30 protein-coding genes, 1 pseudogene and 1 riboswitch are annotated in these 26,318 nt (G+C 71.1%); of the genes and pseudogenes, 24 read left to right on the forward strand and 7 right to left on the reverse strand.

Annotation, left to right across the window (positions count from 1 at the left end):
* Positions 1–56 precede the first annotated feature (56 nt).
* Positions 57–872 carry an SAM-dependent methyltransferase gene (locus OG524_RS28055; protein ID WP_405811869.1) on the reverse strand — a complete coding sequence of 272 codons (816 nt, stop codon included), beginning with the start codon at positions 870–872 and terminating at the stop codon, positions 57–59.
* Between the two features lie 226 nt (positions 873–1,098).
* Positions 1,099–1,313 (reverse strand): annotated as a pseudogene (locus OG524_RS28060) (hypothetical protein); the annotation flags it as partial.
* A 771-nt stretch (positions 1,314–2,084) separates the two neighbouring features.
* Between OG524_RS28060 and OG524_RS28065 the strand changes: the two are divergent.
* The 8 genes from OG524_RS28065 (at position 2,085) to OG524_RS28100 (ending at position 8,964) form a co-directional block, all read left to right on the forward strand.
* Entirely contained in the window at positions 2,085–3,317 is a 1,233-nt protein-coding gene (locus OG524_RS28065; protein ID WP_405811870.1) for an ATP-binding protein, read from the forward strand.
* Positions 3,314–3,718 (forward strand): roadblock/LC7 domain-containing protein, encoded by a 405-nt coding sequence (locus OG524_RS28070; RefSeq protein WP_056789331.1) that lies wholly within the window; start codon positions 3,314–3,316, stop codon positions 3,716–3,718. Before OG524_RS28065 ends, OG524_RS28070 begins: the two co-directional genes overlap by 4 nt.
* Positions 3,715–4,089 carry a DUF742 domain-containing protein gene (locus OG524_RS28075; protein WP_405387932.1) on the forward strand — a complete coding sequence of 125 codons (375 nt, stop codon included), beginning with the start codon at positions 3,715–3,717 and terminating at the stop codon, positions 4,087–4,089. Before OG524_RS28070 ends, OG524_RS28075 begins: the two co-directional genes overlap by 4 nt.
* The gene (locus OG524_RS28080) at positions 4,064–4,654 is read left to right on the forward strand and encodes an ATP/GTP-binding protein (protein ID WP_384497868.1); all 591 of its coding nucleotides are present in this window, start codon (positions 4,064–4,066) and stop codon (positions 4,652–4,654) included. Before OG524_RS28075 ends, OG524_RS28080 begins: the two co-directional genes overlap by 26 nt.
* 67 nt (positions 4,655–4,721) lie before the next feature.
* On the forward strand, positions 4,722–6,110 hold the full coding sequence (locus OG524_RS28085) for a cytochrome P450 (RefSeq protein WP_405387931.1): 1,389 nt from the start codon (positions 4,722–4,724) through the stop codon (positions 6,108–6,110).
* Between the two features lie 289 nt (positions 6,111–6,399).
* On the forward strand, positions 6,400–7,533 hold the full coding sequence (locus OG524_RS28090) for a cytochrome P450 (RefSeq protein ID WP_405812507.1): 1,134 nt from the start codon (positions 6,400–6,402) through the stop codon (positions 7,531–7,533).
* The gene (locus OG524_RS28095) at positions 7,530–8,348 is read left to right on the forward strand and encodes an enoyl-CoA hydratase/isomerase family protein (RefSeq protein WP_405387930.1); all 819 of its coding nucleotides are present in this window, start codon (positions 7,530–7,532) and stop codon (positions 8,346–8,348) included. Before OG524_RS28090 ends, OG524_RS28095 begins: the two co-directional genes overlap by 4 nt.
* A 163-nt stretch (positions 8,349–8,511) precedes the next feature.
* Positions 8,512–8,964 (forward strand): flavodoxin family protein, encoded by a 453-nt coding sequence (locus tag OG524_RS28100; protein ID WP_405387929.1) that lies wholly within the window; start codon positions 8,512–8,514, stop codon positions 8,962–8,964.
* A gap of 16 nt (positions 8,965–8,980) precedes the next feature.
* Here the strand turns inward: OG524_RS28100 and OG524_RS28105 are convergent, their stop codons facing one another.
* Both OG524_RS28105 and OG524_RS28110 read right to left on the reverse strand, forming a co-directional pair.
* A complete protein-coding gene (locus tag OG524_RS28105; RefSeq protein ID WP_405811871.1) occupies positions 8,981–9,361 on the reverse strand; it encodes a hypothetical protein in 381 nt (126 codons plus the stop codon).
* A gap of 92 nt (positions 9,362–9,453) precedes the next feature.
* Positions 9,454–9,849 carry a molybdopterin-binding protein gene (locus tag OG524_RS28110; protein ID WP_405387927.1) on the reverse strand — a complete coding sequence of 132 codons (396 nt, stop codon included), beginning with the start codon at positions 9,847–9,849 and terminating at the stop codon, positions 9,454–9,456.
* A 316-nt stretch (positions 9,850–10,165) separates the two neighbouring features.
* Here OG524_RS28110 and OG524_RS28115 point away from each other — a divergent pair, with 316 nt between their 5' ends.
* From OG524_RS28115 to OG524_RS28125, 3 genes are all read left to right on the forward strand, one after another.
* The gene (locus OG524_RS28115) at positions 10,166–11,386 is read left to right on the forward strand and encodes a cytochrome P450 (RefSeq protein ID WP_405387926.1); all 1,221 of its coding nucleotides are present in this window, start codon (positions 10,166–10,168) and stop codon (positions 11,384–11,386) included.
* A 148-nt stretch (positions 11,387–11,534) separates the two neighbouring features.
* Positions 11,535–11,735: a ferredoxin gene (locus OG524_RS28120; RefSeq protein WP_405387925.1), complete on the forward strand. Its 201-nt coding sequence runs from the start codon at positions 11,535–11,537 to the stop codon at positions 11,733–11,735.
* A gap of 683 nt (positions 11,736–12,418) precedes the next feature.
* Positions 12,419–13,045, forward strand: a complete 627-nt coding sequence (locus OG524_RS28125) for an SMI1/KNR4 family protein (RefSeq protein ID WP_405387924.1) — start codon at positions 12,419–12,421, stop codon at positions 13,043–13,045.
* A gap of 63 nt (positions 13,046–13,108) precedes the next feature.
* Here the strand turns inward: OG524_RS28125 and OG524_RS28130 are convergent, their stop codons facing one another.
* Positions 13,109–13,306 (reverse strand): hypothetical protein, encoded by a 198-nt coding sequence (locus OG524_RS28130; RefSeq protein WP_405393057.1) that lies wholly within the window; start codon positions 13,304–13,306, stop codon positions 13,109–13,111.
* Positions 13,307–13,757: 451 nt separating this feature from the next.
* A riboswitch (cyclic di-AMP (ydaO/yuaA leader) is annotated at positions 13,758–13,943 on the forward strand.
* A gap of 4 nt (positions 13,944–13,947) precedes the next feature.
* On the opposite strand from OG524_RS28130, the gene OG524_RS28135 reads away from it, so the two are divergent.
* The gene (locus tag OG524_RS28135; RefSeq protein WP_405811872.1) at positions 13,948–14,829 is read left to right on the forward strand and encodes a transglycosylase SLT domain-containing protein; all 882 of its coding nucleotides are present in this window, start codon (positions 13,948–13,950) and stop codon (positions 14,827–14,829) included.
* A 170-nt stretch (positions 14,830–14,999) separates the two neighbouring features.
* Here OG524_RS28135 and OG524_RS28140 read toward each other — a convergent pair whose 3' ends face one another.
* On the reverse strand, positions 15,000–15,407 hold the full coding sequence (locus OG524_RS28140; protein WP_405387922.1) for a winged helix-turn-helix transcriptional regulator: 408 nt from the start codon (positions 15,405–15,407) through the stop codon (positions 15,000–15,002).
* A 150-nt stretch (positions 15,408–15,557) separates the two neighbouring features.
* Between OG524_RS28140 and OG524_RS28145 the strand changes: the two genes are divergently transcribed.
* Both OG524_RS28145 and OG524_RS28150 read left to right on the forward strand, forming a co-directional pair.
* A complete protein-coding gene (locus tag OG524_RS28145) occupies positions 15,558–16,403 on the forward strand; it encodes an NAD(P)H-binding protein (protein ID WP_405387921.1) in 846 nt (281 codons plus the stop codon).
* A gap of 75 nt (positions 16,404–16,478) precedes the next feature.
* Entirely contained in the window at positions 16,479–17,063 is a 585-nt protein-coding gene (locus tag OG524_RS28150; RefSeq protein ID WP_405811873.1) for a hypothetical protein, read from the forward strand.
* 73 nt (positions 17,064–17,136) lie between these two features.
* Here the strand turns inward: OG524_RS28150 and OG524_RS28155 are convergent, their stop codons facing one another.
* Positions 17,137–18,030 carry an SIS domain-containing protein gene (locus OG524_RS28155; protein WP_405387919.1) on the reverse strand — a complete coding sequence of 298 codons (894 nt, stop codon included), beginning with the start codon at positions 18,028–18,030 and terminating at the stop codon, positions 17,137–17,139.
* Positions 18,031–18,430: 400 nt separating this feature from the next.
* Here OG524_RS28155 and OG524_RS28160 point away from each other — a divergent pair, with 400 nt between their 5' ends.
* The 10 genes from OG524_RS28160 to OG524_RS28205 all read left to right on the forward strand — a co-directional run bounded on the left by OG524_RS28160 (position 18,431) and on the right by OG524_RS28205 (position 26,318).
* A complete protein-coding gene (locus tag OG524_RS28160; RefSeq protein WP_405387918.1) occupies positions 18,431–19,426 on the forward strand; it encodes an MBL fold metallo-hydrolase in 996 nt (331 codons plus the stop codon).
* Between the two features lie 81 nt (positions 19,427–19,507).
* The gene (locus OG524_RS28165) at positions 19,508–20,926 is read left to right on the forward strand and encodes an ATP-binding protein (RefSeq protein WP_405387917.1); all 1,419 of its coding nucleotides are present in this window, start codon (positions 19,508–19,510) and stop codon (positions 20,924–20,926) included.
* The gene (locus OG524_RS28170) at positions 20,923–21,345 is read left to right on the forward strand and encodes a roadblock/LC7 domain-containing protein (protein WP_405387916.1); all 423 of its coding nucleotides are present in this window, start codon (positions 20,923–20,925) and stop codon (positions 21,343–21,345) included. The genes OG524_RS28165 and OG524_RS28170 overlap by 4 nt, the downstream gene beginning before the upstream one ends.
* The gene (locus tag OG524_RS28175) at positions 21,342–21,695 is read left to right on the forward strand and encodes a DUF742 domain-containing protein (RefSeq protein WP_405387915.1); all 354 of its coding nucleotides are present in this window, start codon (positions 21,342–21,344) and stop codon (positions 21,693–21,695) included. Before OG524_RS28170 ends, OG524_RS28175 begins: the two co-directional genes overlap by 4 nt.
* Positions 21,673–22,287, forward strand: coding sequence for a GTP-binding protein (locus tag OG524_RS28180; RefSeq protein WP_405387914.1), 615 nt, complete (start codon positions 21,673–21,675; stop codon positions 22,285–22,287). The genes OG524_RS28175 and OG524_RS28180 overlap by 23 nt, the downstream gene beginning before the upstream one ends.
* Entirely contained in the window at positions 22,284–23,567 is a 1,284-nt protein-coding gene (locus OG524_RS28185) for a cytochrome P450 (RefSeq protein WP_405387913.1), read from the forward strand. Before OG524_RS28180 ends, OG524_RS28185 begins: the two co-directional genes overlap by 4 nt.
* A 75-nt stretch (positions 23,568–23,642) precedes the next feature.
* Positions 23,643–24,038: a cell division protein SepF gene (locus OG524_RS28190; RefSeq protein WP_405387912.1), complete on the forward strand. Its 396-nt coding sequence runs from the start codon at positions 23,643–23,645 to the stop codon at positions 24,036–24,038.
* A 55-nt stretch (positions 24,039–24,093) separates the two neighbouring features.
* Positions 24,094–25,302 carry an AAA family ATPase gene (locus tag OG524_RS28195; RefSeq protein ID WP_405811874.1) on the forward strand — a complete coding sequence of 403 codons (1,209 nt, stop codon included), beginning with the start codon at positions 24,094–24,096 and terminating at the stop codon, positions 25,300–25,302.
* On the forward strand, positions 25,299–25,658 hold the full coding sequence (locus OG524_RS28200; protein ID WP_405387909.1) for a nucleotide pyrophosphohydrolase: 360 nt from the start codon (positions 25,299–25,301) through the stop codon (positions 25,656–25,658). The genes OG524_RS28195 and OG524_RS28200 overlap by 4 nt, the downstream gene beginning before the upstream one ends.
* 135 nt (positions 25,659–25,793) lie before the next feature.
* Complete coding sequence (locus tag OG524_RS28205; protein ID WP_405387908.1) at positions 25,794–26,318, forward strand: DUF6099 family protein; 525 nt, start codon at positions 25,794–25,796, stop codon at positions 26,316–26,318.

Below are 26,318 nucleotides of genomic sequence, written 5' to 3' on the forward strand. Positions count from 1 at the left end.
GGGCACCGGCCCTGCGCGTGCGTCCCGGGTACCCGCCCGGGACCGCCGGGGGCAGGCTACGGCTTGCGTCCCACCGCCACGTAGCCCGCGCTGATGATGTCCTCCTGGCCGGGGATCGGGTCACCGAGCTCGGGGTGCCAGGCCTCGGCCGCCACGATGCCGGGTTCGACCACGTCCAGCCCTTCGAAGAACGCGGCGAACTGGGCGCGGTTGCGCGGCGCCAGCGTCAGCGTGTTTCTCCTGTACATCTCGTCCACCTTGCGGGCCTCCTCCGGGTGGAAGTCGGCGGTGAGGTGGGAGATGACCACATGACTGCCCGGCGCCAGCACACCGGTCAGCCGGTCCACCAGCTCGTACGCGCCGTCCTCGTCGCTCACGAAGTGCAGCAGCGAGATCAGGGACAGGGCCACCGGCTTGCCGAAGTCCAGGGTGTTGCTCGCGTGTTCGAGGATGGCGTCCACGTCGCGGGCGTCGGCCTGCACGTAGTCGATGGCACCTTCCGGAGTGCCGCTCAGCAGCGCCTCCGCATGGGCCAGCACGATCGGGTCGTTGTCGCAGTAGACGACCCGGGTGGTGGGTTCGGCCCGCTGGGCCACCTGGTGGAGGTTGGGTTCGGTGGGTATCCCCGTACCGATGTCGAGGAACTGGCGGATGCCCTGGCCGGCCAGCCAGCGCGTTGCCCGGTGCATGAACGCGCGGTTCACCTTCGCCATTACCGGGACACCCGGCTCCACGGCGAGCATCTGACGGCCCATCGCCTCGTCCACCGGGTAGTTGTCCTTGCCGCCGAGGAACCAGTCGTACATCCGCGCGGGATGAGGCTTGCTGGTGTCGATGTGCAGCGCGGCGGCGTCGTTGCCCGGTCGGGACATGGCGAACTCCAGGTGCGTGAAGAAAGAGTGGATGATCGGCGCACTGCAAGAATAGGCAACTCCGGTGCGACAGAAGCCGGGTTGGCCGCACCGCCCGGCCCGGAATGCCTTCACGGAGACGGCACGGACGCCCTTCGAGGAGCGTCCGGCGGGCCGACTGGCGGACCTCGACCGGCAGGGGCCGGCGGACAGGTGACGACACCCGTCCGCCGGTTCCTGGCCCACCTCAGGACCGAGGGACCTCCGCACGGACCGTGCGGGCGGCCGACACCAGGTTCTCCAGCGAGGACCGCGTCTCGGGCCGGCCGCGCGTCTTCAGCCCGCAGTCGGGGCCGACCCACAGCCGCTCGGCCGGGATGGCCTCCTGCGGAGCAGGGCCGCGGGCTCCGCCACGCTCGGCACGCGGGGCGAGTGGATGTCACAGATGCCCGGTCCGGCCTCGTAGTCGTCCTGCGTGATACTCCGGTGGCCGTCGTTCCCGATCCGGAGGTGGACGAGCGTCAGGTCCCCGGAGACATGGCAGGGGGTGAAGAGGTGGCCGACGTCCGCCGGCCCCGATGCGGCCACGGCGCTGTCCAGCCGGACGCGGTGACCGAGCCGGCGGTGGCGTGGCACCCGGCGCTCGTACAGCAGTGCCCACAGGGCGGCGGCCACCGCCAGGAGGGCCACCGCGAGGGCGGCGCCCCGCCCGAACCACGTGTCCGTCATGGGACCGGGCGTCCCCGACAACTCGGCTTCCCGGACACCCTATTCCCAGGGTTCACCGCCTATTGGACCTACCCGTACCGCTCATGACGAATGGTCGGTGGACGCTGCTCCCACGTCTTCCGCTTCCGCCTCCCGGTGGTGTGCGGAATCCGCGATCAGGGCGGCTCGCGTTCACTTTCCGTGGTGGCCGCACCGCCCCGGTAAGGCGGCCGGGCACGCAGTCGCGAAACCTTCACATTGTCTCCATGGCGCCATGAGGGGGCCATTCCGACCGTAAGTACACGGTAGGTGCAGGGAATTAACCAAACGCACGATGATAAGATCATCTGACTTCCAGTTGGGCTGACGGTGTGGGGGGCATCCCGAGGGATGCAATCCGTGGTTCCACTTTTGGAGTGGCCTTCCCGGCCGTGCCCGCACCGTGGTATTTCCAGCCCCGGTCTGTGCGGCATGCCGAGCGGGTACCAAGACGTATCCATAGCCATGGCACTTGAAGTGAGTCTCATGACATTTCCCAACGGCCCCACCACTTGGGCACTGGCTGTCGTAGCGCTGGTCGCGCTTGTCGCTGTGGGCGCCGTCCTGCGGGCTCGAGTGACCAACGTCGGGCTGCGCAGACAGAACGCTCAACTGCTGCGGGAGCGCGAGACGCTGCTGCAGCACCGGGAACAGCTCCAGGCGGTGAACTCCGACCTGTCCCGTCGTCACGACGCAGAGCTGTCCGAAGTCCGAAAGGACGCCGAGGAGGAGACGAAGACAGTCCTCAAAGCCGCGGTACGTACCCTTCAGGGTCTCGCGGACGAACAGCAGCTGGTCATCGAGAAGGCCCAGACGAAGTATGGCGACGACCCACAGATCCTCGCCGATCTGATGGCCATCGACCACACGAACAACCAGTTCGGGCGGCGGTCGCAGGGCATCGCGGTGCTGTGCGGCGGCTGGCTCGGACGCCGGGAGGCCGTCGCCTCGGCCTACGACGTGGCCCGCAGTGCCCAGGGCCGTATCCGGCAGTTCGACCGGGTGCGGATCAACGGGCAGGTGAACTTCTCGGTGGTCAGCCGGGCGGTTGAGCCGGTGGCGGTGGTGCTGGCGGAGCTGCTCGCCAACGCGACCAACTACTCCGCGCCCGGCACCCCCGTGGAGATCAACATCCAGGCGGTCCCCAGGGGTGTCTGTCTCATCGTGGACGACGCGGGTCTTGGTATGGGGCAGGAGGAGAAGGACCGCGCCGCGGCACTTCTCGCACCCCAGGCCGCGATCAGCGTCTCCAGCCTGGGCATCCCCCCGCAGTTCGGGTTCGCCGTCTCCGGCCTGCTGGCCGCCCGATACGGATTCAAGGTCTCGGTCGACTCGGTATCCCCCTATGGAGGCGTGCGCGCAGTGGTTCTCCTGCCCGATGAGCTGCTGAGCGGTGATGTGCCCCCGCCGGCCGCCCACGAGGTGTACCGCGAGGAGGCGCCGGAGCCCTCGCTGTACGAGGCCCCGGCACCGGCCCCCACCCCGCTGTTCCCCTCGGCCGTACAGACCGCAGCCGCCCGGCCCGTGGTCAAGGACACCACCGCCGGCGGCCTGCCCAAGCGCCGCCGCCAGAGCCCCGTCTCCGTGGTGCCCCCGGCAGCCTCCGAGCACGAGCCGGTGCCCGGCAACGAGGCCACGGCATCCCGACTGGGCGCGTTCCAGCGCGGAACCCGGTCCGGGCGCGACACGACGACCACGGAAGGATCCGAGATCCAGTGAACCCCGATCTGTCCTGGGTGCTCAACGACGTACTCCAGGTGCCCGGCGCTCAGCATGCGATCCTCGTCTCCGCAGACGGCCTGCTGCTCGCCAGTTCCGACGAGATCGGCAGGGACGACGCGGAGACGGTCGCCGCCGCGATGAGCTCGATGCAGTCACTGAGCCGGGCCGTCGCCCCGTTCGTCGGACGGCAGTCGCCCGGCAGATGGCGGCAGACGCTCCTCGAGTACGAGGGCGGCTGGATCTTCCTCATCGCGGCGGGCAGCGGCGCCTACCTCGCCGCGGCCGCGGTGGCCGACGTGGACATGGAGGCCATGTCCTTCCGCATGCAGCAGCTGGTCAGCGCTCTGGGGAAGGCGATGTCCACACCTCCGCGCCAGAGTGCGGGAAGCGGCACGTGACGTCGCCGGGCGAGGAACAGCAGGTCAGCGGCGGTTTCGTCCGGTCCTACGTCATCACCGGCGGACGCGGACTGCCGGAGGCGGACGAGCTGACCCTCGTCACGCTGGTCACCATCGCTCCCGACCGGGAGCCGTACCGGAATCCGAGCCCGGAGATCCGGGCGATCTGGGAGCTGTGCTCCGGCGGTTACCTGTCGGTGGCCGAGGTGGCCGGCCGGCTGGAACTCCCGGTCGGTGTGGTTCGCCTCCTGCTGAAGGACCTGTCGGATCAGGGGCACTTACTGCGACGTAAGATGCCGCCCCCCGCTCAACTGGTTGACAAGAAGATCCTCGAGGAGGTGTTGCATGGACTCCAGGCCCGTTTCGGCTGAGAACATCTATGTGCCGGACGCGGTCCAGCGCGCGGTGAAGATCCTGGTCATCGGGCACTTCGCCGTGGGTAAGACGACGATCATCGGCACCCTCTCCGAGATCAAGCCGCTGCGTACCGAGGAACGGATGACGCAGGCCGCGGCAGACATCGACGACCTCCGGGGCGCGCCGGGCAAGCAGACCACCACGGTCGCGCTCGACTTCGGACGTCTGACACTCAGCGACGAGCTGGTGCTGTACCTCTTCGGTACACCCGGCCAGCAGCGGTTCGTGGAGTTGTGGGAGGACATGGCCCGCGGTTCGCTCGGCGCCCTGCTCCTCGTCGACCCCGCCCGGCTCGCCGACACGTTCCCCGTCATCGACCTGGTCGAGAAGTACGGACTGGAGTACGCCGTCGCGGTCAACAGCTTCGACCCCGACACCCGGCACGAGGAGGAGGAACTGCGTGAAGCCCTCGACCTCCTGCCGGACACCCCGGTCGTGTACTGCGACGCCCGGGACCGGGACTCGTCCGCGAGGACACTGATCACGCTCGTCCGGCATCTCCTCGCCCGGGCCGCCTGACACCGTTCCCTTCCGCCGTCCACCGCGGTGCCCGCCACGGCCCGCGAATCTTGCAGAGGAAGCACACATGGACTCTCGTTCGAGAGCCACTGACGACAACCCGCCCCCCGAGTGCCCCATGCACCGGGGACGGCAGACGTCCCTGTACGGGGCGGAGTTCGCGGCGGATCCCCACCGCGTCTACGACGCGTTCAGGGCGCACGGCCCCGTGGCGCCGATCGAGCTGGCACCCGGCGTCGAGGCGAACCTGGTCGTGGAGCACGAAGCGGCCCTGCGCGTGCTGCAGAACCCGGCCCTCTTCGCCCGCGACTCCCGGCGCTGGAACGCTCTCCAGGAAGGCCGGGTCCCGCTCGACAGCCCCGTGCTGCCGATGATGGCCTACCGGCCCAACTGCCTGTTCACGGACGGCACCGAGCACCTTCGCCTGCGCAAAGCGGTCACCGAGAGCCTCGGCCGCCTCAACGCGAGCCGGCTGAGCCGGGACGTCGAGCGCATCGCCGACTACCTCATCGACCAGTTCATCGAGCGAGGCAGCGCGGACCTGCTCAACGAGTACGCCAAGCTCCTCCCGCTGCTGCTCTTCAACCAGCTCTTCGGGTGCCCCAGCGACATCGGCGACCGTCTGACCCGCTACATGTCGGCGATCTTCGACGGGGAGGACGTGCTGCGGGCCAACGCCGAACTGACGGACTGTCTGATGGAACTCGTCGCCCTGAAGCGGCGGGTGCCCGGCGAGGACATCACGTCCTGGCTGATCCAGCACCCGGCGGGCCTGCGGGACGAGGAGCTCAAGGACCAGCTCGTCATGCTGATGGGTGCGGGCGTCGAGCCGGAGCGCAACCTCATCGGCAACGCGCTGCTCCTCATGCTGTCCGCGGACGGCCCCGGGTCGGACCGGGCAGGCTCCGGGATGCTTGTCGAGGACGCGCTCAACGAGGTGCTCTGGGACAACGCGCCCATCGCCAACTACGCGACGCACTTCCCGGTCCGGGACGTGGACCTGGGCGGGACGATACTCGCGGCGGGCACTCCCGTACTGATCAGCTTCGCGGCAGCGAACAGTGACCCGGCGCTCACCGACGCGCGGCGGACGCTGAGCAAGGGTGCCCACCTCGCCTGGGGCGCGGGTCCGCACGTCTGCCCGGCGAAGTCTCCGGCCCAGCTGATCGCCCTCACCGCGATCGAGAAGATCCTCAACGTCCTGCCGGACGTGACGCTGGCCCGCCCCGCCTCGGAAGCGGAATGGCGTCCGGGGCCGTTCCACCGGGCCCTGGTCTCCCTGCCGGTCCGGTTCACGCCCAGTGCCATGCGGCATACCCCTGCAATCGGACAGTCCGCCTCCGCTTCTCTGGCGGTTGATCGCGTGGGTCCTGCACCGGTGTACCGCGAGGTCACGGAGCCGCAGAAGAGTTCAAAGGGATGGTGGAGTTCCTTCCTGGACGTCTTCCGGGTGTGAGACCTCCGGTGTCACCGCGCCACGTGCTTCACACAATCACCACGTGTCGCGGTGACACCGACCGCCCCAACTGTGACGTGGGCAACATCGATTCGTGCATGGTGCTGACAAGCGGAGGGGAGGTTCTTGATGGTAACCAGGCGTCAAGGCTAGGAACCTCTGCGTGAGCACCATCAGTGACACCGCCAGACCCCCCGTCGATCGACGCACCCTTGTCTCACTTCTCAGGCGCCTCAACTCCCCGGTCGGGCAGGCCGATCCCTACCCCCTCCTGGGCGAGCTCAGATCCATGGGAGACGTCGTGCCCGCCCCTTGGGGCGGCGCGTACTTCGTCACCGGATTCGACGCGTGCAACCAGGTCCTTCGCGGACGCGAATGGCTTGCGCCGGACTTCGCCTGGCAGGAGCGGCAGGCGCACACGGAACGCTGGGAGGCACCCGCCACCCAGGAGATGACGAAGACCCTCTCACGCCTCAACGCCCCCGAGCACACCTGCCAGCGGCGCAGCCTGGGGAATCTCTTCGACCGCCAGACCATCGAGCGGATGACCCCGGACGTCGACCGCGACGTCAGCCGCCTCCTCGACGGCCTGGCGGAGCAACTGCGTACCGGACCGGCCGATTTCGCCGAGACGGTCAGCGAACAGCTGCCGATCAGCACCGTCGGCGCGTGGCTGTCCCTCCCCCCGGAGGACTACCCGCACCTTCTGGAGATCACCCACGACCAGGTGTACGCACAGGAACTGCTGCCCAGCAGGAGCCAGCTCGCAGTCTCGGCGGAGGCGACGCTACGGCTGCGGGCATACTTCACGGAGCTGATACGGAAGCGGCGCGCCACTCCGGGGGACGACGTACTGAGCGGCTGGATACGCACCTGGGACGAGCTCGAACCCGACCGTGAGGTGGCGGACGAGGTCCTCTACCGGCTGACCATGTTCATCACCATCGCCTCGCTGGAGACCACCGCGACGCTGCTCTCGTCCGTGGTGTGGCACCTGCTCGACGAACCGGGCCGCTGGACCTGGCTGCGGGAGCACCCCGAACACATCGAGGCGTCCATCGACGAGGCCCTTCGATACGACCCGCCCATACACATCAACACACGCGTCGCCGCAGCCGATACGGAGCTGGCAGGGGTCCGGGTGGCGAAGGACACCATGGTCCACGTGATGTACGGTGCCGCCAACCATGATCCACGCCGCAACCCGGATCCGCACACCTTCGACATCCTCCGTGCCGGAAGCCACCTCACCTTCGGAGGTGGTGCGCACTACTGCCTGGGCGCCGCCCTCGCCCGACTGGAGACCCGCTCCATGCTCACCCAGCTCCTGCGCCGCTTCCCCGCACTGCGCGCCGAATCGCCCCCCGTGTTCGCCTCCCGCATGGTCTTCAGACGGGTCACCTCGCTGAGTGTCGCGATATGAAGCTCTCGATGCCGGCCTTCCTCCAGTCCCAGGGGCAGACCGCCCACCCGGTGCGCACCCTGCGCGAGGGGCCCGTCCTGCGCGTGGAACTGAACGATCCCGAGAACGGGAACGTGGTCAGCGGCGCGATGCTGGACGGTCTGCTCGCCGTCCTGGCCGTACCGGACCCCGAGGTGCGGGTGCTCGTGCTGAGCGCGGCGGGGGAGGACTTCTGCCTGGGCGGTGACCGCACCGAGTTCGCCGACTGGCTGGACGACGACCCCACCGGGCGCGGCATCCGCATCGCGGGCGACAAGGCACGCCGGGTCTGCGAGGCCCTCTCCACGAGCCAGGCCGTGACCATCGCCGCCGTGCAGGGCAAGGTCATCGGCGCAGGCCTCGCCCTCGCCCTCTCCTGCGACCTCCGGGTCGGTACCGACACTGCGAGCTTCAGGCTGCCGGAGCTGGCCCTCGGCCTGCCCACCGCCTGGGGTGGGGTCCTTCCCCGGCTGATCCACGAGGTGGGAGCGGCTCGCGCCCGCGAACTCATCCTCACGGGACGCGCCTTCGACGCGACGGAGGCGTACGGCCTGTCCGTCCTGCAGCGCGTCGTACCCGAGGACGCCCTCGACGAGGCCGTACGTGCGTGGGCCAAGCCCATAGTCCGCCGCCCCGAGGCCGCCCTGCGGGTCACCAAGGCCGTACTCAACTCCTACGCCGCGCCCACCCGGCTGGGCGATCCGTCCCTGCTGGACGCGGAGCTCCTGGCCTCGGTCGCCGCCGCGACCAGGCGGACGCGCGGCACGGGCGGGGCAGGGCCGGTGCCGATCCGGTAGGGCCGCCGCCGCATCGCACTGCCGCATCGTGCCGCCGTCCGCCCGCCTGCCCGTACGAGAGGGCGGGCGATGCCGGCACAGCGGCACGCGTCGTGTCCTGGGTACGGAGCCGTGCGCGGCGTCGGCTTGCGGCCGGGGGCGGGGGACGGCAGGGTTCGGAGGCGTGGCCACTCTGCTGATCGTTCATCACACTCCTTCGCCGAACTGTCAGACGCTGTTCGAGGCAGTGGTCTCCGGCGCCACGACGGACGGGATCGAGGGGGTCCAGGTCGTACGCCGCGCGGCGCTCGCCGCCACGGCGTCCGACGTGCTCGCCGCCGACGGCTTTCTCCTCGGCACGCCTGCCAACCTCGGCTACCTCTCCGGTGCGCTGAAGCACTTCTTCGACCAGGTGTACTACCCCTGTCTGGACTCGACGCAGGGCCGGCCCTTCGGCTATTACGTGCACGGCGGCAACGACGTCACCGGTGCCGTGCGGGCCATGGAGTCGATCACGGCGGGCCTGGGCTGGCGCCGCGCTGCTGACGCCGTGACGGTGACGGGGGAGCCGGGCAAGGCCGACATCGAGGCGTGCTGGGAACTGGGCGCGACGATCGCCGCAGGGCTGATGGACTGACGGACCGGCCCGCCCGTCAGAGGCCGCCGAGCTCGGCCATCAGGTCCGCGTCGCGCATCCCCGGCAGGACGTAGCCCTCGCTCTCGTCCCACGGGACGTCCAGGTCGTCCATGTGCACCCGCCAGTCGGCCCCGTCGAGGGCACGGCGCAACTCCGTCACGGAGTCGAGCACATGGGCGATCACGGGCAGGAGACGACCGGGTTCGAACGGCATCTTGGTGGAGCCCGCCAGGATCTGACCCCTGTCGCCGTCGGCCTGCTCGTACACGTACAGGCTCTCCTCGTCCTCGTAGGGGAAGGACGCCGCGTGGGCGGCGATGATGCGCGTGACGGAAGCCGCCTCGGACGCGGTCAGCGGTTCCGTGCGGAGGGCCGTGTAATAGAGGGAGACGCTCATACCGTGAGCGTAGGACGTCGGTCTGACAACGCGGGATCGCCCGACGCACCGCAAGGGCCGGAGACTCCCTGGCGCGTCGGGCGGTACGGCGGTCAGGTGCGGTCGATGTGCACGCTGGTCGACTTCACACGGGCGGTGGCCTGCATACCGACCTCCAGGCCCAGCTCTTCCACGGCCTCCCGGGTGAGGAGCGAGACGAGCCGGTGCGGGCCCGCCTGGATCTCGACCTGGGCCGCGACGTCACCGAGCTTCACCGCCGTGACGATGCCGGGGAAGGCGTTGCGTGCCGAGGTGTACGAGGTCTCCTCGTCGCCGGTGCCCGCCTGGGCGACCTCGACGGAGAACGCGGCCAGATCACGGCCGTCGACGAGCCTGCGCCCGTTCTCGTCGCGATGGGTCGCGACCCGGCCGGCATCCGCCCAGCGGCGGGCGGTGTCGGGGCTGACGCCGAGGAGACGCGCCGCCTGCCCGATCGTGTAGGACTGCATGTGCCACACCTTAGGCGCCGGGGGACTCGTCCCGCGGACGGGCCGCCCCGGCGGGATTCCGCCAAGTCCGGTCGTCCGCCGGAGCCGTACGCCCCTCCTCGATTCCCCGGACCACACCGCTCCGGCCCCCGCCGGAAGCGGGACCGCCGCCACCGAGTCCGCCCGGAGCGTGTCGCAGGCGGGGCGGAGCGGGGCGAAACCCCCCGACCGGCGGAGGTGGAGCCATCTCGGCCATCTCCGCACCGGTTGCTTGACCGGGACCTGCCGGACGGATTGCCTGAACGCCCCCAGGACGGCTTCGGACAAGGAGACGGCGATGGACCAGGCCGACGCAGCACAGGAGTTGAGCTATCCGATCGCCGGCACCACGGCCCTGGGGCCCCCGGCCGAATGGGCGAGGCTCCGGCAGCAGTGCCCCGTGGCGAAGGTCAGACTGCCCAGCGGTGACGAGGCGTCCCTGCTCACCCGGTACGAGGACGTCAAGCAGGTCCTGTCCGACCCCCGGTTCTCCCGGCTGCTGAACGCCGACGACGCGGCACGGATCTCGGACAGCGACTCCGGCGGTGTGTTCAACGAGGGCATGGTCACCACGCTCCCCCAGGGCGGCGAGGAGCATCAGAGGTGGCGGCGGTCGGTGGTGAAGTGGTTCACCGCCAAGCGCATGGCCGCGCTGCGGCCCGGCATCGAGGCGATGACCGAGCGGCTCGTCGACGACATGCTGGGACACGGACACCCGGCGGACCTCAAGGCATCCATCGCGTTCCCGCTGCCGGTGTGGGTGATCTGCGACCTGCTGGGCGTCCCGGACTCGGACCGTGAGCGATTCGCCCACTGGTCCGACAGCATCCTCAACCTGAACCGCTACACCCAGGAGGAAGTTGTCGCGTCCCAGGTGGAGTTCGACGAATACATGAGCGGTCACGTCGCCGCCAAGCGGGCCCGGCCCACCGACGACCTGCTCAGCTCCCTGATCGGGTCCCGGGACACCGGGAGCGGTGGGATGCCGGACCGGGAACTGGTGGCCACCGGGCAGGCGCTGCTCGTCGCCGGCCACGAGACGACCGCCAACATGATCGCCAAGATGGTGGCCATGCTGCTCGTCGACCGCAGCCGCTGGGAGCGGCTGCTGGGGGACCGCTCGCTGGTGCGCTCGACGGTCGAGGAGGCGCTGCGCTTCGACGCCAACCCCGGAATCGGAATGCCGCGGTACATCGGTGAGGACACCGCGGTGGGCGGTACGGTGCTGCCGCGCGGGACGACCGTGATGTGCAGCATGGCCGCGGCCAACCGCGACGGGACCGTGTTCGACGGTGCCGAGGACATGATGCTCGACCGCGCGCCGAACGCCCACCTGGCGTTCGGCGCCGGTTCCCACTCCTGTCTCGGACAGGCGCTCGCCCGTACGGAGCTGCAGACGGTGCTGGACGTCCTGCTCCGCCGGCTCCCGTCACTGGACCTCGCGGTCCCCGCCGGGGACCTGCGCCGGCTGGAGGGCCTGATCGTCGGCGGGCTGGCCGAGCTGCCGGTCAGATGGTGAGCCCGGCAGACCGGCGACCGCAACCCCGCCCGGTCCGCCCGGTCCGCCCGGTCCGCCCGGTCCGCCCGGTCCGCACGGGCCGGGCGGGCCGGGCGGGCCCGAGCGTGACGGAAGCGTCCCGGCCCGCCGGGACGGAACGGAGGCAGCCATGAAAGTCACCGTCGACCAGGACACCTGCTGCGGCGCGGGTCAGTGTGTGCTGCTCGCACCGGACGTGTTCGACCAGCGGGAGGACGACGGAATCGTCGTCCTCCTCGATGCCACGCCTCCGGTCCGACTGCATACCGCGGTCCGTGAGTCGGCGGAGGTGTGTCCCGCGCAAGCCATCGGCGTGAGCGAGGACAGGTGACCCGGCCGTCCTCCGCGACGGCCGTCGGGACCCGGCCCCGGGACCGCCGACCACCGTGAAGGCACCGCGCCGCCGGGGCGGCCGACGCGGCGCGGAGCCGGGCGGCACACCTCCTGGGGGCCGCCCGCCGCTGTCCCGGCCCGTCGGCCACCCGCCCCGGGAAGCCCTGCACGCCGAGTCCCGGGGCGTCCGGGTGACATGGCGACCGATCCTGAGCCCGCGCACCCGTCCCCGGTCCGTGCCGCACCGCATCGGGCCGGGAGCCGATCTCCGACGTCTTCGCCACGGGGCCTCCGCGGGAGGGCGCAGCTGGGCCGCGGGCGGCCCCTCGGCGACACCCTGGTGCCGCGATCCGGCCTCCTGAGGCCCTACCGCTCGTCGTCGCGGGGGAGGTGTGCCCGAGGCGCGGATCGCCGCCACCGCGCACCGTACGGGTCTGGAGCCCGGCCGTGTCACCGGAAGTCGGCCCGGGGCACCGCCACGTGCGCCCTCGCACCTCCCGCCGCCGCCGGACCGGTCCGGTGGGTGTGATGTTCGGGGCACGCCTGTCGCTGGGCCTGAGGGAGGAGCAGGTCCTCCCTCAGGACAGACGGGGAGTCGCAGGTGAGGGGACGGAGCGTGTGCAGCCGGATTCCGGTGCCCGGACGCGCGTTACGCGGCGTACGCGCGCGAGGGGGCGGCCGGTGATCCCCCGGCCCATCGAGGCACTGGAGCGGCTGCTGCCGACGACGTACGGCATCGACGAGCAGGTTGACTGGGCCGTGGCGGAAGCGCGGTGGGGCGCCTCCTTCCCCGCCGACTACAAGGCCTTCATGGGCGCCTACGGGGAGGGGTCCGTCGACGACGCGATCGCCGTGCACCGACCACTGCCCGCCGACACTCCCGACGGGTGCCGCCCGGCCGATGCCATGGCCGACGGGACCGGTGCCGTCCGCGAGGTGTGGCGGGCGGAGGCCGACGAGATCTGGGCCGATCCGGCCGGGCCGGACATGATGCTCGATCCCGGTGCGCTGCTCGCCTGGGGAACGACCACCGAGTCGGACATCCTGTGCTGGCTGACGACGGACGAGGACCCCGACTGCTGGCCCGTGGTGGTCTGCGGCAGGCACACCGTGCCGACCTTCGCGTTGTACCGCTTCGGGATGGCCGAGTTCCTCCGCAGGCTGCTGGCCGGCGGCTTCGACTCCGTGCCCCTCAGCGTGGACAGGGTGAGGAGGCGGAAGTCGCACGCTTTCGTGAGCCTGGTCGTCCAGCGGGCCCGCCGCAGGGCCGGCCTCGACCCCTGGACAGGCGAACTGCCGGGCGGCTGAGGCACCCGGCACCACGGCACCGGGCCGCGGTGCCGTACGGGGCCTGTGTGCCGCGTGCCGGGCTCAGTGCGGCCTCCAGGTGAGCTTGCCGCCGCCCACCCACCGGACCGCCGCCGGGTCGTCGAGGTCGTGGACCGTGATGCCGGCCGCCCGCGCCGCGAACAGCACGTCCGTCATCGAGGTCGCCCGGCCGGCCGTCTCCCCGTCGATCTGCAGGATGCGGAAGGGCGGATCACCGGCCTGGACGGGCAGGACGGTGATCCGCGGGTTCGTGGGGTCCTGCGGGTCCGTGGAGCTCTGAGCGTTCCGTGGGTTCCGGGGGCTCTCGGGGTCGGGGTGCGCGCTGTCGGCCATGCGCTGATCGATTCCACGCGGCTGCCACCGGTATGCCCGGAAGCGCGCCGGTGGGCCGTATGCCCGAGTTAGGGCGTTATTGGGGATTCGCCCCGTAATCCATAAAAGGCCATTTCGTGCGACCCGTGAGGTTCCAGCGGAGTGCAAATCACCCTTTTCGGACCTCGTGACCAGAGTCACTCCCGCGCGTCCCGGACGCATCGACATGTCGACCGGTTCCCTTGTGCGCCACGAAGGTTGGCTTCGCGGGTGTGGGGCGGATTACATGAATTCCTGTGAATCGATCTTGCGGATGAATTGTGATCACCAATTCGGGGCTTGTTCCTTTCGCTATTTCTCGCCTACGGTCACCCTCACTCCGGATGGAACGCCGAATCCTGCCGCCGTCCGGGAACCCGACCACATCTCGTACGGCAGGAGCGGGGGACCCAGGTAAGCGCCGATCCGGCATCCGGAGCGGCTCGGGGTGAAGTCGCATTCACGTGCGGCCGGGCATCTCCAGCCCGAACCCGACAGCTCACTTCGCAGGCGGCGGAGAGGAATTCACCATGCCCGGAATGGGTAAGCACCGTAGTTCCAGGACCAGTTCGCTGACCCGCGGCATCATCGCCGTGAGCACGGGCGGAGCTGCTCTCGCCCTCCCCGTGATCGGCGCGACCGGAGCCTTCGCCGCCCCGGCGCAGCCGGTCGCCGTCGAAAAGGCGGCCACGTCGACTGCCGTGTCCGGCAAGGCGATTGCCGCACAGAAGTCCGCGCCCGTCACCTATTCCGTGATCATTGGCGATTCCCTTTCCAAGATCGCGCGTCAGCATTCCGTCGACGGCGGCTGGAAGGCGCTGTACGACGACAACCGAAAGGCTGTCGGCACAAACCCCGACCTCATTCACGCCGGTCTGAAGCTGACGATCGGCGCGAAGGCCGAGAGCAAGCCGGCGGAGAAGGCCGGAACGGCGGACAAGGCCGAATCCGAGACGTCCGGTTCCGCCGGCCGTGCCGAGCAGGGCGCCGACCGTGCCGATCGCTCGGACCGCACCGACACCGCGCTCGCCGCGCAGGGTGCGCCCGCTGCGGAGCCCGCGGCCGCTCCCGCCGCCGCGCCGGCCACGTACACGAACGACCTCGACGGCTGGATCAAGGAGTCGCTGGCGGTCATGGCCGAGCACGGCATCCCCGGCAGCTACGACGGCATCCACCGCAACATCATGCGTGAGTCCTCGGGCAACCCGATGGCCATCAACAACTGGGACTCGAACGCCGCCGCGGGCATCCCGTCCAAGGGTCTGCTGCAGGTGATCGACCCGACCTTCCAGGCCTACCACGTGCCCGGTACGTCGACGGACAGCTACGACCCGGTCGCCAACATCACGGCCGCGTGCAACTACGCCGCCGACCGGTACGGCTCGATCGACAACGTGTTCGGCGCCTACTGAGACATCACCGTGTGACAGCGGAGCACGGCCGACGGGTGGTGCGGGTTCGGAAGAACCCGCACCACCCGTCGGCCGTTTCCGGCGTGGTGGCGGTCAGTCACCGACGTGGGGCACGAGCTTGCCGCGGGTGCGGTCCGACGAGCCGGCAGGGCCTCGGCCGCCTTCTCGCGCTACCGGGTCGGGGCGGCGTCGTAGTCGTGCCGGGACCGCTCCACCTCGCCCAGGTTGGCGGTGGCCCATTCCGAGAGGCGGGCGAACAGCGGCGCGAGACTGCGGCCGAGCTCACTGATCTCGTACTCGACCCGGGGCGGGATCTCCGCGTGATACGTGCGCACGACCAGGCCGTCGCGCTCCAGCTGCCGCAGCCGTTGGGTGAGCACCTTCGGGGTGATCCGGGCGATGCGCCGCTCCAGCTCGCCGAACCGCTGGCGGCCGTGGGCGTGCAGGGTCCACAGGATCGGTGTCGTCCACCGGCTGAACACGATGTCCACGACCGGGGAGATGGGGCAGGCCTGCTCGGGATCGTCCTGGGCGTGGCCTGCCGTCGCGGAGGCCGTGGGGGCTGCCGGATCGGCCATGCGAGTTCCCTTCGGCACAGTCACTTTCCTGTAGGTACCTACTATATCGGCGGTGTTAGCGTCCCCGGGTCGGAGCGGGGGACACCCTCCCTGCGACGTTCCCGCCCGTGTCGGCGGGGGCAACCACGCGGTGTGACAGGGGAGTTGTTCATGATCGTCGTAACGGGTGCAACGGGGAACGTCGGCCGGCCGCTCGTACGGGCTCTGGCCGGGGCGGGCGAGTGGGTGACAGCGGTGTCCCGAGGGGTGCCGGACGCGGCCCTTCCGGACGGTGTCCGCCACCGGCGGGCGGACCTCACCGAGCCGGAGGGCCTGCGTGACGTGTTCGACGGCGCCGACGCGCTGTTCCTGCACGACACCGGAGCGGGCGCGTATCTGGTCGGGCCGCAGGAGATCGTCGGGGTCGCGAAGGCCGCCGGGATCGGCCGGATCGTGCTGCTGTCCTCCCAGGGGGTCGTCACCAGGCCGGAGTCGGCCTCCCACGGAGGTACGGGGCAGTCCTTCGAGGACGCGGTCCGGGGGTCGGGGGCACGGTGGACGATCCTGCGGCCCGGCGGCTTCTACTCCAACGCGTACGCCTGGGCCGAGTCGGTCCGTACACGGCGGACCGTCGCCGCGCCGTTCGGTGACGTAGGCCTCCCGGCCGTCGATCCGGAGGACATCGCAGCGGTGGCTGCCGCGGCCCTGTGCGAGGACGGGCACGCCGGGAAGGCCTACGAGCTGACCGGCCCCGCCCTCACCACGCCCCGGGAACGGGCCGCGGCGATCGGGGAGGCGCTCGGTGAGCCGGTCCGCTTCGTCGAGCAGACCCGGGAGGAGGCCCGTTCGCAGATGCTGGCGTTCATGCCCGAGCCCGTGGTCGGGACCACTCTCGCGATCCTCGGCGAGCCCACCCCGGCGGAGCGGCGGATCAGCCCCGACATCGAGCGGGTACTGGGCCGCGCACCGGGTACGTTCGCCCACTGGGCCCGGCGCAATGCCGTCGCGTTCCGGTAGATTCCGCCGCCGAGCCGCACGGCCCGGCCCCGGGGCGACTGGTCACGTACAGGTTCGTCGACCATACTGCCCGCCGTGGAGCAGCGTATAGAGTCCAACACGAAACCCGAGTTCGCCGCGGGCACAGACCCGGCGTACATCCCCGGCCTGACGGCCCCTGCCCCCGCGCGGACGGAGGGGGGAGCGGAGAAGGCGCCGGAGGACGCCGAGGCGTCCGGTGCGACCGCCGGGGACGATGTGACGGCTGCGGCCGACGACGCCCGGACGACGGACACGGTGCGGGATGCCGACGAGTCGGACGCGGCGCCGGACGCCGAGGCGGAGCCCGCCACCTCCGCGTCGCGCGAGGACGGTGACGAGGGCGACGCCGAGGAGGCGGACGGCCCTGTCTTCGAGGTCAGCGACCGGCGCGGATCCATCAGGGTGGACCGGGACGGCGTCCGGTTCACGCTGGACGACCAGGAGGCGGAGTTCGACTGGGCCGAGATCGGCGCGGTCGAGGTCAAGACCGCCCGCTTCGGGCGCCGGTTCACCGTCACGGTGCACGTGTCGAGCCGCCGGTGGTTCAACGCCGAGGTCGAGGCGGAGGCCCGGAGCAGTCTCAAGGAGTGGGCGGCGGACCTCGACGCGGCGCTGGACGCCTACTTCGAAGAGGACTGACCGCGGTACGGCGCCGTGGCGTGCCGTGGGCCGGGCGGGCGAACCCCCGGCACACGGCACGGCTCAGCCGTGCTCAGCCCGCGGTGGCTCCGTCGAGCACCACCGACCGGGTCAGATGGCGGGGGAGGTCCGGGTCGAGGCCTCGGGCAGCCGCGCGGGCGATCGCCAGCCGCTGGACCCGGACCAGGTCGGCCAGCGGGTCCAGGCCGCTCTCCACCCAGCGGGCGCCGGTCGCCCGTACCTGTTCCGCGAGGCCCTCCGGCGCGGGGCCGAACATCCAGGTCGCCGTCCCGGCCGTGGCGATGCTGATGGGGCCGTGGCGGTACTCCATCGCCGGATAGGACTCCGTCCAGGACAGGGACGCCTCCTTCATCTTCAGCGCCGCCTCGTTGGCGAGCCCGACCGTCCAGCCTCGGCCCAGGAAGCTGAACTGGGTGCAGTCCAGCAGCCCTTCCGGCAACGGCTCCGCCAGTGCGGTCTCCGCGTCCCGTACGACGTCGTCGGTGTGCAGCCCGAGACGGGCGCGGAACAGGGTGAGCGCGGTCGTGGCGAACCGCGTCTGCACGACGGACCGTTCGTCGGCGAAGTCCAGGACGACCACCTCGTCGGCCGCCGTCATCACGGCGGTCCGCGGGTCCGCCGTCACCGCGACCGTGCGGGTTGTTCCCCGCAGCCGGGTCAGCAGGTCGAGCACCTCGGTCGTGGTGCCCGAACGGGTCAGGGCAACGACCCGGTCGTACGAGCGGCCGACGGGGAACTCCGACGCGGCGAAGGCGTCCGACTCGCCCTGCCCGGAGCCCTCGCGGAGCGAGGCGTAGGCCTGAGCCATGTAGTACGACGTTCCGCAGCCGACGACGGCGATGCGCTCACCCGTGGCGGGCAGGACTTCCGCCCGGTCGGCCGCGACCTCCGCTGCGCGACGCCAGCACTCGGGCTGGCCGGCTGTCTCGGTTTCGACATGGGACATGTCCGCACTCCGCTTCCGCTGCTGTTCGCACCTGGGGTGGCTGGGTGAAATCGGAACCCGTTTGTTCAATTCTGCATGTTACATGGCCCAATCAAGCAAGAACAAGCATTTGGTTCATTCCTTGAGGGTCGTAGTGGCGGCTGTTTTCGGCCATGCTCAGCGGGTAGTCGGCGTGATGAGGTTCCGTCGCTTCCGTGCGGGTATCTGCCGCGTGGCTCGGTTTAGGCGGGTGATATCCCGCCATTGTCCGGAAAGCCCTGTCTGTGAGTGCGTCGTGGCAACCCCGGACGGTCACCCTCGCGCGACGGGTGACCGAAGCGAGGGGCGATTTTGCGTCAATGGCCACATGGGTTGGCTGAGTTCGAACGCGCGGCCGGATCGAGGTCGGCATAATCGCCCCATGTCGATCACGGGTGGGGACATCGTCGACCTCCGCACGGACCTGTACGCCTGGCTGCCGCCCAGGCGGGGCTGGGGGCTGGCCAACTGCGGGCTCCTCGTGTCACCGCGCCGCGCGCTGTGGATCGACACCCCGTACGACCCCTTGCTGGCCGGAAAGTTCCTGGTCGAGAGCGAGAAGCTGCTGCCCGACGGGGTGATTGTCGACCGGGTGATCGTCACGCATGCCAACGGGGACCACTACTGGGGTGCCGGGGTGCTGCCGGACGCGGAGATCATCGCGACCCGGGAGGCCAAGGAGCACATCCACTACGAGCCCACCCCGCAGCAGCAGCACGCCCTGGTGGCCGGGGGTGATCCGGCCACCCCCCTAGGCGCCTACCTGGGCCGCCACTTCGGGGACTTCGACTGGTCGGCCACAGACCCGGTGCGCCCGACGACGTACTTCACCGGAGAGCTCGAACTGACCCTGGGCGACTACGCGGTCCAGGTGTCGGCCCTGCCGCCCGCGCACACCACCGGTGACCTGATCGTGTATCTGCCCACGCAGCGCACGGTGTTCAGCGGCGACGTCATCTTCTCCTCCACCCCGGAGCAGCCCGGGGACCACCCGGTGCACTGGGCCGGCCCGCTGGACAACGTGATCGACGCCTGTGAGCGCGTACTGGCCACCGGCGCCGAGGTGATCGTGCCCGGCCACGGCCCGGTGCTCGGCCCGGACGGGGTACGGGACCACATCGGCTACCTCTCGTACGTACGCGAGCGCGCCCACGCCCTCCACGCGGCAGGTGTGCCGGTACCCGAGGCGGCACGCCGGGTGATCCGGGAGGGGCGCTACCCCGCACTGGGACTGCCCGAACGGCTGGTGGTGACCATCGGCAGCGAATACCGGCACCTCGACGGCTCGGCGCTCCCCGGTGTCCTGCAGGTGATGTCCGAGGTGGCGGCGCTCGCGCACGAGACCGAGGCGTGCTGTACGGGCGGTGGACCGGAGTGACGGCGGACCGGAGCGACAGACGGATACCCCGCCGCCCCGCGGCGTGCACACCGTGCCCGACAACAGAGACGCGGTGACGCCGTGCTGGGATGGATCGTCGCCCTGGTCGCCTTCGTGGCGGCGATATGGGCCGCCGTACAGACCGACCGGGCCCGGAAGGACGCCTACGGGGCCGCGGCCCGCGCCGAGCTGATCGACCGCCAGCTGAAAGCTGCCGAGGCCCGCACGCTCGCCCTCACCGAGGAGATACGCCAGCTGGGCGAGAAGCGGATCCCCGCCGCGGCGACCGCACTCTCGCACCGGGCCGCACCCGTGCCCGGCCTGCGGGAGGCCGCCGGCATCGGGGGCGAGGCCGCACGCCTGCTGACCGAGGCCGTACAAGCCGCCGGCACAGCGGTCCTGGAGGAACGCCGACGGGTCGACGCAGCGGCCAGGTCGGCCATGCGCGGCACCTCGGCCAAGATCCAGTCGCTGCTCAACCAGTCCCAGCACCTGCTGCAGGAACTCCAGCACGAGTACGACGACCCGCGGATCCTGCAGCTCGACTTCCGCAACGAACTGGCCCTGCGCCGCACGCAGGCCACCGCCGTGCTCTGTGACGCCTGGCCCGGACTCGCCCGGCAGAACTCCTCGCTCGTCGAGGTCGTGCTCGGCGCCCAGTCCAGGGTCGCGGGGTACGAGCGGATCAAGGTCGCCAACCATCTGCGCCAGGAACGCCTCGCCCTGGTCGCCCGGGCCGCCGAGCCCTTCGCGATCGCGCTCGCGGAACTGCTGGCCAACGCCGCGGCGTACTCGCACCCGGACACCGAGGTGCCGGTGACGGTCCAGCAGACCGCGGGGCGCGGCGCCCTGGTCCTGGTCGACGACGCCGGCATCGGCATGGACGGCGACGCGCTCAAGCGGGCCCGCGCGCTCCTGGCCGGACCCGACGAGGTGCTGCTCACCGAGCTGGGGGATCCGCCGCAGACCGGATTCGCCGTGGTGGGGCGGCTCGTCGCACGGTACGGCTTCAGCTGCCACATCGAGTCCTCCCCGTACGGGGGCATGCGCGCGATGCTTCGTATCCCGGCCCATCTGCTGACGGTGATGGACGACGACCGCACCCTGTCCGTGCTCGCGCCACAGCCCGTGCACGCGCGCGGCGTCGCACCCGCCGGCACGGAGACCCCCCGGAGCGGCGGTTCAGGGACCCCCGCGCCCGAGGAGACGGCCGAACCCGCCGCGACCGAGGCACCGGCAGACGATGTGCCGGCCGGTCCTGCGGCCGGACTGCCGAGCCGGCGCCGCAGGACCCGCCGGGTACCCGCAGCCGTTCCGGCCGCCTCCGGCGAGGAGGCCGACGAGACCGTGGACCGTACCCCCGAACAGGCCGGGGCCTCCTGGACGGCCCTTCAGGAAGGCACCCTCAGCGGCAGGAAGGCACCGGGCGGGGACGCGCCCGGCGGAGGCGTCCCCACGCCCCCGGCATCTTCATCGGACGACCAAGGAGACGACACGTGAGCACCACCCCCACCACCGGTGACCTCGCCTGGGTGCTGACCCCGCTGCTGGAACTCCCCGGCGTGCAGCACGCCGTGGTCGCCACCGGTGACGGTCTCGTCGAAGGCGCCTCGCCCGGCCTGGACCGCGCGTCCGCCGAGCGGGTCGCGGCGATGACGGCCACGCTGCACGCGTCGGCCCGCGCCTTCACCATGGCCTTCACGGAGGCCGAGTCGCCCCGCCTGGCCCAGACGGTCGTGGAGTCCGACCTGGGCTTCGCCATCGTCGTCCCCGCGGGCAGGAACACCACCCTGGCCCTGTTCGCGGCCCCCGACGCGCACCTGGGGAACATCGCCTACCAGATGCAGGTGCAGGTCACCGCGCTGACCCGGGCGATGCACGCCCCCACCCGCCAGCCGGACGGTGCCGCCCGGCCATGACCCCCGGCCCAGGGCGCCGCCTGATTCCCGCGTACCTCGTCACCGGTGGCAGAACCACCCCCACCGGTCCCGCGCTCGACCGGCTCGCCGTGCTCATCCGTGCGGATGAGCGACTGCCGCCGGACACCGGTTCGGAGCAGCGCAGACTGTGTGAACTCCTGGAACCAGGAGCCCTCACCGTCGTCGAGTGCGCCGCGCATCTGGACCTGCCGGTCAGCGCCACGGTCTTCCTGGCCACGGACCTCGTGGCCGCCGGACATCTGCACGCTCGACCACCGATCCCCAGTGCCGGTGAGATCGACCGGTCGCTCGTCGAGAGGCTGCTCGTTGGACTCCGTTCCCTCCACTGACCGGGACGGCATCGGCTATCTGCCGAGTGCCGCCGAGACCCTGATGAAACTCGTCGTCACGGGTCCCTTCGGCGTGGGCAAGACGACCCTGATCCGTACGCTGTCGGAGATCCCGACCCTGCACACGGAAGAGGCGATGACGCAGTCCAGTACGGGACTCGACGACACCGCCGGCCTTCCGGAGAAGACCACGACCACGGTCGCCGTCGACTTCGGCCGGCTGACCGTCCAGGACGACCTGGTGCTGTACATGTTCGGCACCCCCGGGCAGGAACGCTTCTTCCCGCTCTGGGCGGACATCGCGCGCGGTGCGCTCGGCGCCCTCGTCATGGCCGACACCCGCCGTCTGGAGGACTCCTTCGCCGTCATGGACATGGTCGAGGAACAGGGCCTGCCGTACGCCGTCGCCGTGAACCACTTCCCCGACGCCCCCGCCCACACGGACGAGGTGCTGCGCAAGCACCTCGACCTCGACCCACGGACCCCGCTGGTGCAGTGCGACGCACGCGAGCGACGCGGCAGCATCGATGCCCTGATCGCCCTCGCCGAGCACGCGCTGACCTGCCTGCCCCCGTCCCAGGACCCGTCATGACCCTGTCCGCGCCCTCGCCCCACGAGCCGCTCGCCCTGTACGGCCCCGAGTTCGCCGCCGATCCGCACGGCCACTACCGCAGGCTGCGGGCCCAGGGGCCGCTGGCCCGGGTCCGCGTCGCCCCGGGGATCGACGCGATGCTCGTCACGGACTACCAGGCGGCCGTCGACCTGCTGCGCGACACCGACACCTTCACCAAGGACCCGCGCGCCTGGCAGGCGGGCGTGCCCGCCGACTCGCCCGTCCTGCCGGTGCTCGGGCACCGGCCCACCGCGCTGTTCACCGACGGTGCCGTCCACACCCGTTACCGCGACGCCATCAACGACACCCTGGGCCTGATCGAGCCGCACCTGCTGCGGGCCGAGGTCTCCCGGGTCGCCCAGAAGCTCATCGGCGAGTTCTCGGCCACCGGCACCGGCGACCTCATCGCCCAGTACGCCCGCATGCTTCCCCTGCACGTCTTCACCGCGGCCTTCGGCGTGCCACCGCAGGACAGCCGGCGGATCGTCCTGGGTGTCGCGGGCATGATGGATCCGGCCGGGGGCGCGGCAGCCGCGTACGCCGACCTGGTCAGGGTCGTCACCGACCTCGTCGCGGACCGCCGGGCCCGGCCCGGCCGGGACCTGACCACCTATCTGCTCGAGCATCCGGCCGGCCTCGCCGACGACGAGGCCGTGCGTCAGATCACACTCATCTTCAGCGCGGGCCACGACCCGACGACCAACCTCATCGGCAACGCGCTGCTGCGCATGCTCAGCGACACCCGGTACGGGGGCTCCCTGCACGGCGGTGCGACGACCGCGCAGGACGCGATCGCCGAGGTGCTGTGGCGGGACCCCCCGATCGCCAACCTGGGGGCGCACTACCCCCGGCACGACACCGAGTTCCACGGGGTGGCGCTGCGGGCGGGGCAGCTTCTCATGGTCTCCTTCGCCGCGGCCAACACGCAGTCGCTGCACGTCGGTTCGGACTCCGCCGCGCGTTCCGGCGAGGGCGCCCATCTCGCCTGGTCCACCGGGCCGCACCGGTGCCCGGCGAAGCAGCCCGCCCTGCTGATGGCGATCACCGCGATCGAGCAGCTCACCAGCCAGCTCTGCGACCTGGAACTGGCCGTCGACGCCGCCGACCTGGTCTGGCGGCCCGGGCCCTTCCACCGCGCCCCGGCCCATCTTCCGGTCCGTTTCACCCCGCTCGACACGCTCCCCGAACAGGACGTCCGCCGCGCGGAGCAGGATGCCGATCATGTTCCGGACCGTGTCGGTGGTACGCCGAACGGGTGAGGGGCGAGAGAATTGCCCCATGGACAGCGAGCGCAGCCGGCGCACAGCCAACCGGCATACGGACGGGGTGGTTCTGTGAGCAGGTACGACAGGTACGACGCCACCGACGAACAGTGGGAAGGGCTCGCCCAGGTCGTACCCCTGAGGGGGCGTAACGAATGGCCGTCCCGGGTCGACCACCGCGGGGTCGCGGCGGAGGAGACCGCCGAGCAACGCCGTCTGGTCGTCCTGCGGGTCCAGGTGTTCGCGGATGCCCGCGAGGTGGCCGAGTACCTGGTGGCGCAGATTCCGGTGCTGCTCGACCTGACCGGGGCCGAGAACGACGTGGCCAAGCGGATCCTGGACTTCAGCAGCGGCGTGGTCTTCGGGCTCGGCAGCGGGATGCACCGGGTCGACCGCAACGTCTTCCTGCTCGCCCCGGTGGGCATGGAGGTCGAGGGAGTCACGGCGGCGGGCGTACCTCAATCGTAGGAAGGCTGTGGGGGCGGAACGGTTCGCCGGTCGAGGGCGTGCGTACGGTCCGCTCATGACTGTGATCTCCACGGGGAGCACCACGACGCCGTCCGGTCGAGCGGCCCGCCTCGCGGGTCCCGCCGGCCCCGTCCGTCCCGCCCGACCTGCCTGTCCCGTCGTCAGCGAACTCCGGCTCGCCGCCTTCGCCTCGCACCGCCGTGCCGTCATCCCGCTCGGTCCGCTCACCCTGCTCGCCGGGGTCAGCGGTACGGGTAAGTCGACCGCTCTGCGCGCGTACGAGGCGCTGGCGCGGCTGGCCGCCGGCGATCCGCTGGAGGACGTGTTCCCCGATCCGGCGGCCTGGGTGCCCGAACGGGCCGGGGCCGACGCGCAGGGCCGGCGGGGATTCCGGCTGGGCTGCACCGTGGAGGGACCGGCGGGGCCGGTGCGGCTGGACCTGGCCGTCCAGGCCGAACCCACCCTCCGCATCGTCGGTGAGCGTCTGTCGGACGGCGCCGAGACCCTGCTGAGCACGGCGTTGCGCGATCCCGGCCGGTCGGCCGTCCAGGCGGCCTGGCACACCGCGGGGGCGGTCGCCGTGACCCGGGCCCCGTTCCCCGACGACCGGCTCGGCACGGCGTTGCTGCCGCTGCGGGTGGCGGGCGCGACGGACGGGGAGCTGCGGGTGCTGGCCGCCGCCGAGCAGGTGGTGGTGGCCCTGCGGCCGGCCTTCGTCTGCGATCCGCAGCCGCGGCGGATGCGGGCGACGGTGCCGGTCGGTGAAGGGCGGCTGACGTCCAGCTGCGACAACCTCGCCGAGGTGCTGTACCGCACCCACGGCCAGTGCGCGCAGCGGCACGCCCGGCTGGTCGCCAGCGCGCACACGGGGTGCGCGGGGCAGGTGACCGGGCTGACCGTCGAGCGGCTCGGGGACGGCACGGTGCAGGCGAGGACCGAACGCGGGCCGGGGTACAGCACACCTCTGGGACGCCTCGGCGACGGTGAGCTCCGGTATCTGGCCTTCGCCCTCGTCCTGCTGACCGGCCCCCATGTCCTGGCCGTGGACCCGGCGGCGGAGGTTCCTTCGGCGATGCAGGCGCTCACCGTGCTGGCCGACGGGTTCGACCGGAGCCTGGACGTCCGGCAGACGGGGGAACTGCTCGCGCTGGCCGCGTCGATCTGCGCGTCCGGGCACATGCGTCTGCTGGCGACGGTCACGGAGGCGACCGCGGCATCCGCCCGCGGGACGGAGGGCGTGACAGTGGTAGACCTGGCACCGTGACGGAACTGGATGTAGCGGGACTGCAGCGGCGGCTGGCCGAATTCGCGGCGGCACGGGACTGGGAGCCCTTCCACACCCCCAAGAACCTGGCCGTCGCGCTGAGCGTCGAGGCGTCCGAACTCGTCGAGATCTTCCAGTGGCTGACGCCGGAACAGTCGGCGCGGGTGATGGAGGACCCCGGAACGGCGCATCGCGTCGCGGACGAGGTCGCGGACGTCCTGGCGTATCTGCTGCAGTTCTGCGAGGTGTTGGGCGTCGACGCGCTGGCCGCGCTGGCTGCGAAGATCGAACGGAATGAGACGCGCTTTCCGGTGCCTGACCGCTCCGATTCACCGGATCGTCACTCTTCGGAGTGATCGACTTATCCACAATCGACTTCCTGTCCACAGATTTCCGATTTCCTCTGGCTTTACGGTGCCACTCACCTCACTGTGGGTAATGAAAGAGGTGAGCGGGTTTCGTACGGATGGTCTCGGCGACGGGGGAGTCACATGGAAGCGGAGCGGCTGATCGAGGCGGGCCGGCGGGCGCTGGCGGAGAGCCGGGGAGCGCCGGCCGTCATGGCGGAGGCCTGGCAGGCGCAGGCGCTCGCCCGTGCGGTCGGCGGGCAGCTGGTGCGGTGCGGGCCGGCGGAGTTACGCACGGAGGCGCGGGGCCTCGGTGAGATCGGCGGTCCGGGTGCCGCGGTGCTCGACCACCCGTTGGTCGCGGCGGGCGGTGTCCGAGCGGCCCAGCTCTCCGAAGTGGCCGTGGTGCCGCGGGCCTTGGAGGCGCTTGCCCGGTTGTTGGGCGACGCGGGGATCGCCCTCGTCGGTGTCGCCTGCGACACGGAGGAGGAAGGGCTCTACTGGCAGTGCATCGAGGCGATAGACGCGGTCGACGAGTCGGTGGACCGGGTGCACGGCATGCTGAGACGGCTGGCGGAGCAGGAGCGCGAGCGGGAGCCCGACCAGGAGCGTGACGGTCCGTACGGGGTGATCCGCGGACCCGCGGGGTTCGTGCCAGGCCCGTCCTGA

Origin of the sequence: Streptomyces sp. NBC_01520 (assembly GCF_045040375.1) — a bacterium.
Lineage (GTDB): Bacteria > Actinomycetota > Actinomycetes > Streptomycetales > Streptomycetaceae > Streptomyces.